The following is a 14,053-nucleotide window of genomic DNA, read 5'->3' on the forward strand; positions in this document are numbered from 1 at the left end:
CTACTGGCTCGCCCACACGATGCGCGCCATCCACACGATGTCCGCGGCGGGAAGTGTGCGGTCGGGGTGCTCGGGATTGAGCGATTGCAACTCCACGACCTTGCTGGTCTTGCGCGCGAGTATCTTGGCCGTCACCTCGCCCGCCGAGGTCTTGGCGACAACGCGGTCGCCCTTCCTGATCTGCGCGGCGGGATCAACGATTACGACATCGCCGTCACGATAGAGCGGCAACATGGAATCGCCCTGCACCTGCAAAGCGTAAGCTCCCTCGCTCGCGCCGGCAGGCAATGGAACCTCGTCCCAGCCATGGCCGGCCGGAAAGCCGGCGTCGTCGAAATAACCGCCCGCGCCCGCCTGCGCGAAGCCGATCAACGGCACCGTCGCAGCCGCGCCCGATCCCTTGATGAGGCCGAAGAACCCATCGAGTGTTTCCCCGGTTGCATCCATGATCTTGGCGATGGATTCGGTCGAAGGCCAGCGCGGGCGACCATCGGCCGACTGCCGCTTGGATTTATTGAAAGCCGTGGAATCGAGCCCGGCCCGCTTGGCGAGACCCGACGCCGAGAGCGAATGGCGCACGGCAAGTGCGTCGATCGCGGACCAGACCTTCTCGTGCGAAAGCATGTTCGCCTTCCAAAAGAGGAAAAAATACCTTCAGACGTTAACGCGGACCGTCTGTCCTGTCCAGTCCTTCAGGAGCGGAACGGAGCGCGTTTCGTTTCCAGCATGCGATCGAGAAGATCAAGCCGGTCCTGCCCCCAGAACGGTTCGCCCTCGTAGACATAAACGGGTGCGCCGACGGCATCGCTATCGGCGGCTTCCGTCGTATTGGCCTGCCGCAGTTCCTCGGCGCGTGTGCCTTGCGCGAAGTCGATGAACTCCTTGGCGTCATGGCCTTCGGCTTCGAGATAAGAAGCGAGTTGCCCGGCATCGGCGATGTTTTCGCTTGCCGCCCAGACACCGCGATGCGCGCGCCAGATATAGCCCGCCGGATCGCGTCCGGCCTCGTAAAGCGCGATCGCGACTTTGTCGGCGAGCGCGGAATCGACGGGAAAGAATTTCGGCTCCAGTTCGAGCGGCAGATCGCGCCATTCGGCAAAGCGCTGCAACTCGACGCGGCGATAGCGCTGGCGCAACGGCGTGCGCTGGCCGAGCGGAACCGATCCCGAATTCGCCCAGACGCCGGTTATGTCGATCGGTCGGTAGCGAATTTCAGCGCCATGGCGGACGGCCAGATCGTGAAACGCCTTGTGGCCGAGATAGGCATAAGGCGAGGAGCAGATGAAATAGTAGTCGATGGTTTTGGTCATGAAATCTCTTCAAAATCAGCTTCGTTGAGGTCACGGGCCCCGTGAAGAAGCCTGAGAATTTCCAAGCGATCGTTCAAAATTCGATAGTAGATTGAATAGGGTGGTATCGCAAAACGCCGCACCTGCGCGTTACCGGTTTCGGGCGCGAGGCGTCCGGCATGCGGGTGGTTGCCGATTATGCCGGATGCACGTTCAATACTCTCGACGAAAGTAAGGGCTCCCCGCATGGAACGATGCGAGACGAATGTCGCGATATCTTCAAAGTCCGTTTCGGCCTGGCGCGTGAAGGCGAGTTCAAGCGGCAAACTTTGCCCTCAACCTTGCGAAAACCTCTTCGCCTGAAACAACCTCGCCCCGATCCGCCTGCTCGATGCCGATCGCCAGTTGTTCCTGCAAGGCAAGATATTTGTCGATGTAATGCAGGAGATCCTCGGCAAGCTTGTCCTGCATCTGCGGCGGCAGCTTTTCGGCGGCGCGGAGCGCCAGTTCCATTTTGCTCATCGAGCCGGTCCTTTTGTGGAACGCTGGTTACAGGATAATCAATTCAATCCGTCTTCGCCAGTTCCCGCAAGCCTTGATGAGAAGTAAGGAAAGCTTCCTCCTGAGGCACGAGCGGGCGCGGTGTCGCGTCGATCCCGAGCCCGGCGATAACCTCGTCCATCGGTACGAAACGTCGGTTCGTGCGATCGTAGACACCGGCAGTCGTCATGATGACCGCTGCGGTCTGACCGTCTTCGAGCAGGAAGCGATGCCGGCCGATCATCTGGCGGTCCGTCCACGTCTCGACGGTCGATACAACCTCAAAGCGCTTCCAAAGCTTGATCTCGCGCACATAGACCGATTGCAGGCCGCCCATCATCGGCCCCCATCCCTTTTCGCGGGCGAGCCTCAAAAAGCCAAGGCGCAGGAAGATGTCGACGCGGCCGACATCGGCCAGCATCATGTAGCGAGCATTGTTCAGATGCATGTTGCGGTCGATATCGGATGGCAGGCACCGAAAATGCAGGCGGCTCTCGTCACCTGGCACGAAAGGCCCCCGCGACTTCGCCGTCGCCACCATGCGCGCAAGACGCCCCCAGACATACATCGCCGTCACCCCACATTTGATTTCCCGCAATTTCGGACGGAAAACCGCTTCGCACTTTTCCTGAAATTGCTCAAAAAAAGACCGGGCAGTTGCCCGCCCGGCCGATTGTCGGATCAAGCGGATCAGGCCGCCTGCTTTTTTCCATACGGGTCGAAGCGCTGGTAGAAGGTCTCGCCCCTCGCGGCCATGTCCTTCAACAGCTTCGGCACGTCGAATTCCTTGCCGTATTCGGCCCCGAGCTTTTCGGCGAGCGCAACGAAGTTCTTCACGCCCATGCCGTCGATGTAAGAGAGCGCACCGCCTGTATAGGGCGCGAAGCCGAAGGCGAGGATCGAGCCGACATCCGCTTCGCGCGGGTCGGTGACGATGCCCTCCTCCATCACGCGCGCCGCTTCCAGCGCGATGACGACGAGGAAGCGCTGCTTCAACTCCTCGACATCGATGCTGTCGGCATCTTGCTGCGGATAAAGCGTCTTCAACTCGGGCCACAGATGCTTCTTCGCGGGCTTTGCCGGGTAGTCGTAGAAGCCCTTGCCGTTCTTGCGGCCATGGCGTCCATGCGTGTCGACCATATTGTTGATCAGTTCGAACTGCCTGGGATCGACGGCTGCCTCGCCCATGTCGCGGATTGTCTGCTTCATGATCTTCTGCGCAAGGTCGATGGCCGTCTCGTCGGTGAGCGCGAGCGGGCCGACCGGCATGCCGGCCATCTTCGCCGCGTTCTCGATCATCGCAGGCGGCACGCCCTCGATCAGCATCTTGAACGCTTCCGACATGTAGCGCAGCACGCAGCGATTGACGTAGAAACCGCGCGTGTCGTTGACGACGATCGGCGTCTTCTTGATCGCGCGGACATAGTCGATGGCGGTCGCCAGCGCCTTGTCCTCGGTCTTTTCGCCCAGAATGATTTCGACGAGCATCATCCTGTCGACTGGCGAGAAGAAGTGGATGCCGATGAACTTGTCGGGACGCTTCGAGTTTTTCGCCAGACCGGAAATCGGAATGGTCGAGGTGTTGGAGGCGAAGATCGCGCTGTCTGCGATGACCGCCTCGGTCTGCTCGGTCGCGCTTTTCTTGACTTCCGAATCCTCGAACACGGCCTCGATGACGAGGTCGCAGCCGTCGAGCTGCGCATAATCGTCGGTCGGCGTGATCAGCGAGAGAAGCTTTTCCTTCTCGTCCTCGGTGGCGCGACCCTTCTTGATCGCGCCGTCCATCAGGCCGGCCGAATGCGCCTTGCCCTTTTCGGCGGACGCCGTGTCGCGGTCCAAAAGCACAACGGGAATGCCTGCTTTGGCGGTGACGAAAGCAATGCCCGCGCCCATGAAACCCGCGCCCAGAACGCCGATCTTCGAGAATTTCGTCGGTTCGATGCCATCGGGACGGCGCGCGCCCTTGTTCAGTTCCTGCAAGGAAATGAACAGCGAACGGATCATCATCGCCGCTTCGGTCGAGCGCAGGATTTCCGTGAAATAGCGCTGCTCGATCTTGAGCGCGGTGTCGAAGGGAACCAGCAGCCCCTCATAGGCGCATTTCAGGATCGCGGCGGCGTTCGGATAATTTCCGTAGGTTTCGCGGCGCAGGATCGCGATTGCCGGCGGCCAGAGGTTTGCGCCGGCAGCCGAATAGACGGGACCGCCCGGCAGCTTGAAGCCCTTTTCGTCCCATGGCTGAACGGCTTTGAGGCCATTCTTGATCATGCCCTTGGCGGTGTCGATCAGCGCGTCCGGTGCGGAGATTTCGTGAATCAGGTTCATGCCCTTCGCCTTTTTCGGCGACAGGTTCTGGCCCGAGGTCAGCATTTGGAGCGCCGACTGCGGATCGGCCAGACGCGGGACGCGCTGCGTGCCGCCGGCACCGGGGAAAATGCCGACCTTCACTTCCGGCAGGGCCATCTTGACCTTGTCGCTATCGGCAGCGACACGGCCATGGCAGGCAAGCGAAAGCTCGAACGCGCCGCCCATGCACACGCCATTGATGGCCGAGACCCACGGTTTGCCGCAGGTTTCCAGCTTGCGCCACAGCCACGACATGCGGCCCGCGCCGTCGAACAGCATCTTCATGGCGGCGTCGGGATCGTTGGCCTGCTCTTTCTGGAAGATGCCGAGCATCTTGTTGAGCATGGTCAAGTCCGCACCGCCCGAGAAGGTGTCCTTGCCCGAGGTGATGACCGCGCCCTTGACCGCGTCGTCGGCGACGACCTGATCGATGATCTTGTCGAGTTCGTCCATCACCTCTTCGGTGAAGACATTCATCGAGCGATCCGGCATGTCCCAGGTGACGAGTGCGATGCCGTCGGCATCGGTTTCGACGGTGAAGTTCTTATAGTCAGCCATTTTTCTGTCTCCTCCGTCCGCTCAAACGCGCTCGATGATCGTCGCGGTGCCCATACCCGCGCCGATGCACAAGGTCACGAGAGCCGTGTTGAGATTGCGGCGCTCCAATTCATCGAGAACCGTGCCGAAGATCATCGCGCCGGTCGCGCCGAGCGGATGGCCCATGGCGATCGCGCCGCCATTGACGTTGATCTTGTCGTGCGGAATGTCGAATGCCTGCATGTAGCGCAGGACAACCGAGGCGAATGCCTCGTTCAGTTCGAACAGATCGATGTCGGAAAGCTGCATGCCGGCACGCTCCAGCAGTTTCTCCGTCACGTCGACCGGGCCGGTCAGCATGATCGCCGGCTCGGAGCCGATATTGGTGAACGCCTTGATGCGAGCACGCGGCTTGGCGCCGATTTTCTCGCCGCCTTCCTTCGAACCGAGCAGAACGGCTGCTGCACCATCGACGATGCCGGACGAATTGCCCGCATGGTGGACGTGGTTGATCGCTTCGACTTCCGGGTGGCGCTGGATGGCGACCGCGTTGAAGCCGCCCATCTCGCCGGGCATCACGAAGGATGGGTTGAGCGAAGCCAGCGACTGCATGTCCGTCGACGGGCGCATATGCTCGTCGTGGTCGAGGATCGTCAGGCCGTTCTGGTCCTTGATCGGCACGACCGAGTTCTTGAAGTAGCCCTTCTCCCAGGAATTGGCCGCGCGCTTCTGGCTTTCGACGGCATAGGCGTCGACGTCGTCGCGGGAAAATCCGTATTTCGTCGCGATCAGGTCTGCCGAGACGCCCTGCGGAACGAAATAGCCCGGCAGGCCGACCGACGGGTCCATGAACCAGGCACCGCCCGACATGCCCATGCCGACGCGGGACATGGATTCCACGCCGCCCGCGATGACGAGTTCGTCCGAACCGCCGGCGATCTTGGCCGCGCCGAGATTGATCGCGTCGAGGCCCGACGCACAAAAGCGCGAGAGCTGGATGCCGGGAGCCTTGTTGTCGTAGCGCGCCTCGAAGGCGGCCGAACGCGGAATGACGGAACCGGCCTCGCCAACCGGATCGACACAGCCGAAGATAATGTCGTCGACATTGGCTGTGTCGATGTTGTTTCGGTCACGCACGGCTTCCAGCACTTTTGCGCCGAGGCGCACGGCCGGCACTTCGTGCAGCGAGCCGTCCTTCTTGCCGCGGCCGCGCGGCGTGCGCACGGCGTCATAGACGAATACGTCGGTCATGTGTTTCTCCTCTGATTCTCGAAATCGGCATCGACCGTCACGTCGGTCGTGACCGAATTGGCAATGAAACAGGCCTCATGCGCCTTTTGATGCAGTTCGGCGATTGCCGCCGCGTCCGCATCCGTTTCTATGGACGGACGCAGCACCACCTTCGTGATCGCTATCCGGCCCTTTTCGTTCTTCTCCATCACGCCTTCTGCCGTGTCGCGATAGGCGCGAATGACGACGCCGGCACGGCGCGCGAAATCCAGAAACCAAAGCATATGGCAGGTGGATAGCGAGGCGACAAACATCTCCTCGGGATCGACCGCCGCCTCGTCCGACCACGGTGCCGGCACCACGCCCGGCGATGGCGAGCCCGACACAACCGCACCGCCGTCGAAGCGGATCGTGTGGGCGCGCGAATATCGGCCCGAGGCAAAATCATCCTCGGGGCGCGCGGTCCAGACCACTTCTGCGATGTGTTTCGACATGTCTTCCTTAAAGGCTTCTGGCGATCAGGAGTTTCATGATTTCGTTCGTTCCGCCGTAAATGCGCTGGACGCGCGCGTCGCGGAACATGCGGGCGATCGGATATTCGTTCATATAGCCATAGCCGCCGAAGAGTTGCAGGCATTCGTCGACGATCTTGTTCTGAAGATCGGACAGCCAATACTTCGCCATCGATGCCGTGACCGGATCGAGGCCGCCATTTATGTGGCGCGTCACGCAATCATTGTAGAAAACGCGACCGATGGTCGCTTCGGTCTTGAGTTCGGCCAGCTTGAACTGCGTGTTCTGGAAATCGATGACCGCCTTGCCGAACGCCTTGCGCTCCTTGACGTAATCGATGGTCAGCGCTAGAGCGCGCTCGATCATGGCGATCGCACCCGTTCCGATCTGCAGGCGCTCCTGCGGCAATTGCTGCATCAACTGAACGAAGCCCTGCCCTTCCTCGGTGCCAAGCAGGTTCGAGGTCGGGACGCGCACATCGTTGAAGAAAAGCTCCGACGTGTCGTTGGATTTCAGGCCGATCTTGTCGAGATTTCGGCCGCGCTCGAAACCATCGGCGTCGTTCGTCTCCACGACGATCAGCGAGGTGCCCTTCGCGCCGGCCGCAGGGTCGGTCTTGGTGACGACGATGATGAGATTGGCAAGCTGGCCATTGGTGATGAAGGTCTTCGAGCCGTTGAGACGGTAGTGATTGCCGTCCTTTTCGGCGCGCGTCTTGACGCCCTGAAGGTCGGAGCCCGCGCCCGGCTCGGTCATGGCGATCGCGCCGATGAGTTCGCCGGTCGCCATTTTCGGCAGCCACTTCTTCTTCTGCTCCTCCGAGCCGTAATGGAGGATGTAAGGGGCGACGATGGAGTTATGCAGCGATATGCCGAAGCCGTCGACGCCAACATGGCCGATGGCCTCGATGATCGCGCTTTCATGGGCGAAGGTGCCGCCCGAGCCGCCATATTCCTCCGGCATCGAAGCGCAGAGAAGCCCCGCCTCTCCCGCCTTTCGCCAGCTTTCCCGGTCGAACATCTCGTTCTTTTCGAACTCCTCGTAGCGCGGTGCGATTTCGGCATCGAGGAACTTTTCCGCCATATCATAGAGCATGGCGACGTCGTCGCCTGCCCATGCGGGCTTCGGCAGGCCGAGAATATTGGCGGGATGGGCAGTCAACTCGATCTCCTCCGATCGTTTTGCGACGAAAGCGATCGACGCCCGGACAGGCCGGGCGTCGATAGAAGAAAGCCTAGAACGCCTCGACGTTGAGCGCCATCATCGAATCCGCGCCGGTCGAGATGCGTGCCAGATGCGCCGCGCTCTCCGGCATGACCCGGTCGAAATAAAAACGCGCCGTTGCGATCTTGTTTTCGCAGAATTCGGACGAGCCGTTCGCGCCGGCGGCGAGTTTCTCCTGCGCGGATTTCGCCATCATGCCCCACATATAGCCGAGCGAGACGAGGCCGAAGAGGTGCATGTAGTCGGTCGAGGCGGCACCTGCATTGTCCGGCTTGCCCATGGCGTTCTGCATCAGCCACATGGTCGCGGCCTGCAAATCGTTGAGGCCTTTCTTCAGCGACTTGGTGAACGGTGCCAGCTTCTCGTCACCGCGGTTTTCCTCGCAGAACGCGCCGACCTCGGCGAAGAACGCCTGCACCGCACGGCCGCCGTTCGCACCGAGCTTACGGCCGACGAGATCGAGCGCCTGGATGCCGTTCGCACCTTCATAAATCTGGGCGATGCGGGCGTCGCGCACGAACTGGCTCATGCCCCATTCCTCGATGTAGCCGTGACCGCCATAGACCTGCTGCGCCATCACGGCGTTGTCGAAGCCCTTGTCGGTCAGCACGCCCTTGATGACCGGCGTCATCAGGCTCATGTGATCTTCCGCCTGCTCGCGCGCCTTTTCGTCATCGGAACGATGGGCGACGTCGGATTTCAGCGCGGTCCACAGGATCAGCGCGCGACCCGCCTCGTTGATGGCGCGCATGGTCATCAGCTTGCGGCGAATGTCGGGGTGGACGATGATCCGATCGGCCTTCTTTTCCGGCTCCTTCGCGCCGGAAAGCGAACGGCCCTGCAAGCGATCCTTCGCGTAGGTCACGGCATTCTGATAGGCGATTTCGGAGATCGACAGGCCTTGAAGGCCGACGCCGAGACGTGCTTCGTTCATCATGACGAACATGGCTTTCAGGCCCCCATGCTCCTGCCCGATCAGATAGCCTTCGGCCTCGTCGTAATTCATGACGCAGGTAGCGTTGCCGTGGATGCCCATCTTTTCCTCGATGGAACCACAGGACACGCCGTTCTTCTCGCCGGGATTGCCGTTCGCATCGAGCTTGAACTTCGGCACGATGAACAGCGAAATGCCCTTTACGCCTTCCGGCGCGCCTTCGATGCGGGCGAGCACCAAATGGATGATGTTGTCCGACATGTCGTGTTCGCCAGCCGAGATGAAAATCTTCTGGCCGGAAATCTTGTAGCCGCCATTGCCGTTCGGCACGGCGCGCGTTCGCAACAGGCCCAGATCGGTGCCGCAATGCGGCTCCGTCAGGTTCATGGTGCCGGTCCATATTCCGTCGACCATCTTCGGCACGTAGGTCTGCTTCTGCTCCTCGGAGCCATGGGCGAGGATCGCCGCGACCGCGCCCTGCGTCAGTCCCGGATACATCATCAGCGCCATGTTGGCCGACGACATGTATTCGCCGACCGCCGAATGGACCGTATAGGGAAGCCCTTGCCCGCCATATTCTGCGGGCACGGCAAGGCCCATCCAACCGCCTTCGCGATACTGGCCGTACGCTTCCTTGAAGCCCTTCGGCGTCGTCACCGACGCGTCGGAATTGCGCGTGCAGCCTTCCTCGTCGCCAACGCGATTCAAGGGATGGAGCACGTTTTCGGCGAGCTTCGCGCCTTCTTCGAGGATCGCTTCCAGAACGTCGGGCGTCGCATCGGCGAAACCGGCAAGATTGCCGTAGCGCTCGTAACCCAGAACGTCGTTGAGAACGAAAAGCGTATCCGCGACGGGTGCCTTGTAAGTCGGCATCGAAATCCTCCGAAAGAAGCCTGTAACGAGCCCCCGGATCGGACGCGGCCGATGGGGCACTTGGTCGAAGGGATTTCTATCAAACTTTGACGTTTGCGTAAACGTCAAAGTTTTTACATGCGGATACGAAAAAGAGGCCGGCGATGCCGACCCCTTCGAATTCACGTTGACGAACAGCGATTATGCAGCGTTGCGCTGCCGCTCCTCGACCATCGTGCGGACGCCTTCGCGCATCTCGTGCAATTCGGTGATCGCCGAATCGAGCTGACGGCGCTGCTCTTCCAGCCGCGTGATCTGGCGCTCGGACTTGTCGAGCACGAAGCGATACTGGCGCATATTCGTGCCGGACGGATCGTAAAGATCCATCATCTGCTTGATCTCGCGCAGCGAGAAACCGACGCGCGTGCCGAACGTGATCAGCTTAAGGCGCGACAGGTCGCGCCTGGAATAAAGGCGGGTCATGCCTTCGCGCTTCGGCTGGATCAGGCCCTTGTCTTCGTAAAAGCGCAAGGTGCGAAGCGAAACGTCGAACATCTTCGCGACGTCGCCGATACGCATCAGGTCATCGTTTTGCTCGTCGGCAGTGAAAAAGGAGGCCGTGTCCGAGCCAGCCGGCATGGTGGTCATGTCAGTTCCCGTGATTTGATTCGAAACAGAATGTCGCCAGACTTTGTGGCAAGGCGAGGACGCCTCGCGGAAAAGTCGAAACGCCGCCTTCCGTAAGGCGACGGCATGGGGCGCGCATATAATCCGGCCCCGCATTTATCGCAAGTGCGAAAAGAAACGACACGCAACTTTGCCGCAGCGAAACGCGCCATCGGTAAGGATGGTTAACGGCTTGTTTACCATGCTTAGGGAATGGTGACGTTCAGCGATTCACCGTGATTTCAATCGTATCTCGTTCCTCACGGGTTCGACCCTCCGGCGATTACCGTCGCCGGACTATCAACTCAATCCGGCAGGGGGCCGGTGGAGGCAACGAGCGTCAGATGAACACGAAGCAAGCTTATCTCGATGCATTGAACACCGGACGGCGCCGCCGGCCGAGCACTTCGATCGAAGACCTCAACCGCACGCTGGCCGATCTTGAAACGCGCATAGCACAGCGTTCCGAACCCGATGCTGGAGCCGCGCCCGCAAGGCTTGCCGCCGAAATCGAAACGCAGCGCCAAAACGAGGAAAGCATCGAGGCGGCCGGATCGATCGCGAGCGAACTGAAGCTTTTGCGCGACGACCTCAACGCCAAGATCGCCGACGGCATCGAGCGCGAATTCGCCGTCGTGAAATCGCAGATCGAAGATGCCCGCGCCGAGCCGGCTGCTTGCAAGGCGGACGAACTGTCCGGCGAGGTCGAGCGGCTTTCGGGCATGATTGACGCACTGGCGGCACGCGGCAGCGAGGACAATGCGGCGCGGCTTCAGGCCGAGATGGAGACGATCAGACAGACGCTTGCCGAGCTTGCGCGCGAAACGACGCTCCAGTCCGTCGAGCGCCGGCTCGATGCCTTCACCGGCACGGAACCGGAATTGATGACTGCGATCCAGTCGCGGCTCGAAGAGATCAGCGTAGCCGTCGGTTCGTTGCCGGAACAGGCCGCAATGCACGCGCTCGACGAAAAGCTGAAAATCCTTGCCGCGGCGATGGATCGCTTCGCGCAGAACGAAGGCCCACTGGGCGACGGCGCACTGACGCTGATCGACGAGCGTCTCGACGAGATTTCCCGCGCCATCGCCTCGTCGGCGAGCGCAGGTCGCGGGCTGATCGTCGACGGCAAGCCGTTCGAGCGCATCGAGGCGCGCATCGGCTCGCTTGCGCGGCAGATCGAAGAACTGGTCGAGGATCGACCGACCGCCGATATTGGCGAGCAGATCGCCGCGATGAGCAAGCGCATCGACGAAATGGCCGCGCGCGAGGCGATGCCGTTCGAGACGATCACGCGTCTTGCCGAGCAGATGAGCCTGATCGCCGGCAAGGTCGACGCCATTTCACCCTCGCCTGATCTGTCGGAGATTTTTGACGGCGTCGAGAAGCGTTTTGCCGCCTTCTCGCAAATCATGGACGAGCGCAATGAAACGGCGGCAACCGGCAGCGCCCAGCTTTTCGCCGAACTCGACCAGCGCCTGACCGTGCTTACCGAGCGCCTCGAAGCCGTTCAGGCGAACCAGTCCACCGATGCGCTGATGGCGGCGATGGACGAGCGGTTCGCCAGCTTCGCGGATACGTTCGAAACCCGGCTCGACGGCATTTCGAAGCGGCTGGAGACGACGACGGCTACGCTCGCCGCGATCGATCCAGATCTGGTGCGCAGCCTCGAAGCGCAGGTGAAAACCCTTTCCGAGACGATCCAGACGCCCTCCCACGCCGGCAGCGAATTCGAGGACGTCGCTCCGCGCCTCGAACGGCTCGAGCAGATGATCGCAGACAATCACGCCGCCGTTCTCGATGCAGCGCGCAGCGCGGCGGAGGAAGCAGTTCGCTCGATCGGCTCGACGCCGACGCGCGACAACGATGTCGTTCAGGGCCTTGCCGATGATCTGCGGGCGCTCGAAAGCCTCGCGCGCCGATCCGACGAGCGCAACACCAAGACATTCGAAGCGATCCATGACACGCTTTTGAAGATCGTCGAGCGTCTCGGCGCGATGGAACCGGACGACACCGACGAGGAGCCGGCACGACTGGGCATCGCTTCCGCTCCAGCAATGCACACGAACGTTGACGATCTGGCGCTCGACGCGCACGCCTCCGAAGATGACAGTGCGGACGCACCTTCGGTGACGCCGGAGCCGTTGACGCCGCGCGAGGCCGCGCATCAGGCCGTGCGGGCCACGAAGGCAGGCCGCAGCGAAGAGACGCTGGCGACCCGCTCAATGATCGCGCGAGTGCTTGGCCGGAAGACGAAAGACAAGTCCGAGAACGCCGCACCAAACCAAGCGACTGCCATCGCGCCGACGCTCGATCTCGATGCGCCGATCGATCCCGCACTCGCGAACCAGCCGATCGAACCCGGCCTCGGCTCGCCCGATCTCAATGCGATCATGCGCAGGGTTCGCGACGAGCGCGAAATGCCGGCCAGGGACACGCCTTCGGGCGACGACGCCAAGGCCGACTTCATCGCAGCCGCCCGCCGCGCGGCGCAGGCGGCAGCTGCCGAGGCGGAAAGCCTCAAGGCGGGCCGCACCGGCGAAGGATCGCAGCGCTTCAGCCTTTCCAAGCTTCTCAAGTCCAAGAACCGCGCGCTGACGATGGGTATCGTCGCCGTGGCGCTGGCGCTGACGGGTCTTCAGATCAACAGATCACAGACCGTCGAGGAGGCGGTTGCAAGCGTGGAGCCGGCGGCCACTCAGCCTGTTGCCGTCGCAAGGATCGACGAGACACAGACGGCGGCACTGCCCGAGCCGGTTGTGACAGCGAAACACGAAACCGCACGGAACGCCGAGCGCGCCGTACCGACGCCGGCAGCACCGTCCGCAACAGTTTCGGCTTCGCCCCCCTCGCAAGCCCGGGCTGCAACCGTCGCCGGCCCCACGATCGCGGCAGCAAGAGCAAATGAACCGGCGGTGGATGTCGCCGATCCTCTGGCCGACGAGACGGCCGCCATCCCTGAAATACCGCAACAGGTCAATGCAGCGCTGCGCACCGCTGCCGAAGCTGGCGACCCGAAAGCATTCTTCGAAATCGGCAACCGCTACGCCGAAGGGCGCGGCGTCACGGAAGACCTGAACGCCGCCGCGCAATGGTACGAGAGCGCGGCCAGTGCCGGCCTTGCGCCCGCGCAATACCGGCTCGCGAACATGCTCGAAAAGGCGAACGGCGTAGAACGCGACCTCCCACGCGCAATGGACCTCTATGCGGCCGCCGCCGCCAAGGGCAACGCCAACGCCATGCACAACCTCGCCGTCCTGCAGGCCATGGGTGCCGACGGACGAGCGGACAACGCTGCCGCAGCACGCAATTTCGGCAAGGCAGCGGAGCTTGGCATACGCGACAGCCAGTTCAATCTGGCAATCCTCGCCGCAAAAGGCGTCGGCATGAGCCAGGACCTCGTCACCGCGTATAAGTGGCTGGCGATCGTCGCCGATGCCGGCGATACGGACGCGGCCGCCAAGCGCGACGAAATCGCCGCCCTCCTGTCCGAAGCGGACCTCGAAAAGGCGAAGAAAACCGTGGAGCTGTGGAAGCCGAAAACGACTTCCGCCGAAGCCAACGCGGTTTCGATCCCCGCCGAATGGGGGGAGGACACGCAAACCACCGCAAGCATCGATATGGAGGACGCGGTCCGGCAGATACAGGCGATGCTCAACGCAAAAGGCTATGACGTCGGACAGCCCGACGGCATCATCGGCGCGCGCACCGTCTCGGCGATTTCCGCCTTCCAGACGGACAACCAGATGCAGCCCACCGGGCAGATCGACGAACCGCTGGTGCGCGCACTTCTGGCCGTTTCGTAACCGATTCAACCCATATTTCATGCGATCCGCGCCCGCCGTTAACGGCGGGCGCATTTTTTAGCGCGATTGTAGGCGCAGCGGTTTGACTTCGCCTTATTCAAAGCGCAAGAACGATGATA

12 protein-coding genes are annotated in these 14,053 nt (G+C 61.7%); 1 reads left to right on the forward strand and 11 read right to left on the reverse strand.

Going from position 1 to position 14,053, the window contains the following annotated elements; genetic code table 11:
* The 11 genes from ACX82Z_RS13320 to ACX82Z_RS13370 all read right to left on the reverse strand — a co-directional run bounded on the left by ACX82Z_RS13320 (position 1) and on the right by ACX82Z_RS13370 (position 10,113).
* Entirely contained in the window at positions 1 to 624 is a 624-nt protein-coding gene (locus tag ACX82Z_RS13320; protein WP_459589472.1) for a S24 family peptidase, read from the reverse strand.
* A 68-nt stretch (positions 625 to 692) separates the two neighbouring features.
* Entirely contained in the window at positions 693 to 1,310 is a 618-nt protein-coding gene (locus ACX82Z_RS13325; RefSeq protein WP_459589473.1) for a DsbA family protein, read from the reverse strand.
* Positions 1,307 to 1,615, reverse strand: coding sequence for a type II toxin-antitoxin system RelE/ParE family toxin (locus tag ACX82Z_RS13330; protein ID WP_459589475.1), 309 nt, complete (start codon positions 1,613 to 1,615; stop codon positions 1,307 to 1,309). The genes ACX82Z_RS13325 and ACX82Z_RS13330 overlap by 4 nt, the downstream gene beginning before the upstream one ends.
* Entirely contained in the window at positions 1,605 to 1,811 is a 207-nt protein-coding gene (locus ACX82Z_RS13335) for a hypothetical protein (protein WP_459589477.1), read from the reverse strand. The genes ACX82Z_RS13330 and ACX82Z_RS13335 overlap by 11 nt, the downstream gene beginning before the upstream one ends.
* 43 nt (positions 1,812 to 1,854) lie before the next feature.
* Positions 1,855 to 2,397, reverse strand: coding sequence for a thioesterase family protein (locus tag ACX82Z_RS13340; protein WP_459589478.1), 543 nt, complete (start codon positions 2,395 to 2,397; stop codon positions 1,855 to 1,857).
* A 122-nt stretch (positions 2,398 to 2,519) separates the two neighbouring features.
* Positions 2,520 to 4,733 (reverse strand): 3-hydroxyacyl-CoA dehydrogenase NAD-binding domain-containing protein, encoded by a 2,214-nt coding sequence (locus ACX82Z_RS13345; protein ID WP_459589480.1) that lies wholly within the window; start codon positions 4,731 to 4,733, stop codon positions 2,520 to 2,522.
* A 21-nt stretch (positions 4,734 to 4,754) separates the two neighbouring features.
* The gene (locus tag ACX82Z_RS13350) at positions 4,755 to 5,963 is read right to left on the reverse strand and encodes an acetyl-CoA C-acetyltransferase (RefSeq protein WP_459589481.1); all 1,209 of its coding nucleotides are present in this window, start codon (positions 5,961 to 5,963) and stop codon (positions 4,755 to 4,757) included.
* Complete coding sequence (locus tag ACX82Z_RS13355; protein ID WP_459589483.1) at positions 5,960 to 6,436, reverse strand: OsmC family protein; 477 nt, start codon at positions 6,434 to 6,436, stop codon at positions 5,960 to 5,962. The genes ACX82Z_RS13350 and ACX82Z_RS13355 overlap by 4 nt, the downstream gene beginning before the upstream one ends.
* A 7-nt stretch (positions 6,437 to 6,443) precedes the next feature.
* Positions 6,444 to 7,550, reverse strand: coding sequence for an acyl-CoA dehydrogenase family protein (locus tag ACX82Z_RS13360; protein ID WP_459911789.1), 1,107 nt, complete (start codon positions 7,548 to 7,550; stop codon positions 6,444 to 6,446).
* Between the two features lie 139 nt (positions 7,551 to 7,689).
* On the reverse strand, positions 7,690 to 9,486 hold the full coding sequence (locus ACX82Z_RS13365; protein ID WP_459589484.1) for an acyl-CoA dehydrogenase C-terminal domain-containing protein: 1,797 nt from the start codon (positions 9,484 to 9,486) through the stop codon (positions 7,690 to 7,692).
* 180 nt (positions 9,487 to 9,666) lie between these two features.
* The gene (locus ACX82Z_RS13370) at positions 9,667 to 10,113 is read right to left on the reverse strand and encodes a MerR family transcriptional regulator (protein ID WP_459589486.1); all 447 of its coding nucleotides are present in this window, start codon (positions 10,111 to 10,113) and stop codon (positions 9,667 to 9,669) included.
* 362 nt (positions 10,114 to 10,475) lie between these two features.
* Here ACX82Z_RS13370 and ACX82Z_RS13375 point away from each other — a divergent pair, with 362 nt between their 5' ends.
* Positions 10,476 to 13,934: a peptidoglycan-binding protein gene (locus ACX82Z_RS13375; protein WP_459589488.1), complete on the forward strand. Its 3,459-nt coding sequence runs from the start codon at positions 10,476 to 10,478 to the stop codon at positions 13,932 to 13,934.
* Positions 13,935 to 14,053 lie beyond the last annotated feature (119 nt).

It is taken from the genome of Aliihoeflea sp. PC F10.4 (genome assembly GCF_054612275.1).

Coding starts and splice junctions, on each gene's coding strand:
- ACX82Z_RS13320 (WP_459589472.1), bottom strand. CDS start 624: ATGCTTTCGCACGAGAAGGTCTGGTCCGCGATCGACGCACTTGCCGTG.
- ACX82Z_RS13325 (WP_459589473.1), bottom strand. CDS start 1,310: ATGACCAAAACCATCGACTACTATTTCATCTGCTCCTCGCCTTATGCC.
- ACX82Z_RS13335 (WP_459589477.1), bottom strand. CDS start 1,811: ATGAGCAAAATGGAACTGGCGCTCCGCGCCGCCGAAAAGCTGCCGCCG.
- ACX82Z_RS13340 (WP_459589478.1), bottom strand. CDS start 2,397: ATGTATGTCTGGGGGCGTCTTGCGCGCATGGTGGCGACGGCGAAGTCG.
- ACX82Z_RS13345 (WP_459589480.1), bottom strand. CDS start 4,733: ATGGCTGACTATAAGAACTTCACCGTCGAAACCGATGCCGACGGCATC.
- ACX82Z_RS13350 (WP_459589481.1), bottom strand. CDS start 5,963: ATGACCGACGTATTCGTCTATGACGCCGTGCGCACGCCGCGCGGCCGC.
- ACX82Z_RS13355 (WP_459589483.1), bottom strand. CDS start 6,436: ATGTCGAAACACATCGCAGAAGTGGTCTGGACCGCGCGCCCCGAGGAT.
- ACX82Z_RS13360 (WP_459911789.1), bottom strand. CDS start 7,550: ATGCTCTATGATATGGCGGAAAAGTTCCTCGATGCCGAAATCGCACCG.
- ACX82Z_RS13365 (WP_459589484.1), bottom strand. CDS start 9,486: ATGCCGACTTACAAGGCACCCGTCGCGGATACGCTTTTCGTTCTCAAC.
- ACX82Z_RS13370 (WP_459589486.1), bottom strand. CDS start 10,113: ATGACCACCATGCCGGCTGGCTCGGACACGGCCTCCTTTTTCACTGCC.
- ACX82Z_RS13375 (WP_459589488.1), top strand. CDS start 10,476: ATGAACACGAAGCAAGCTTATCTCGATGCATTGAACACCGGACGGCGC.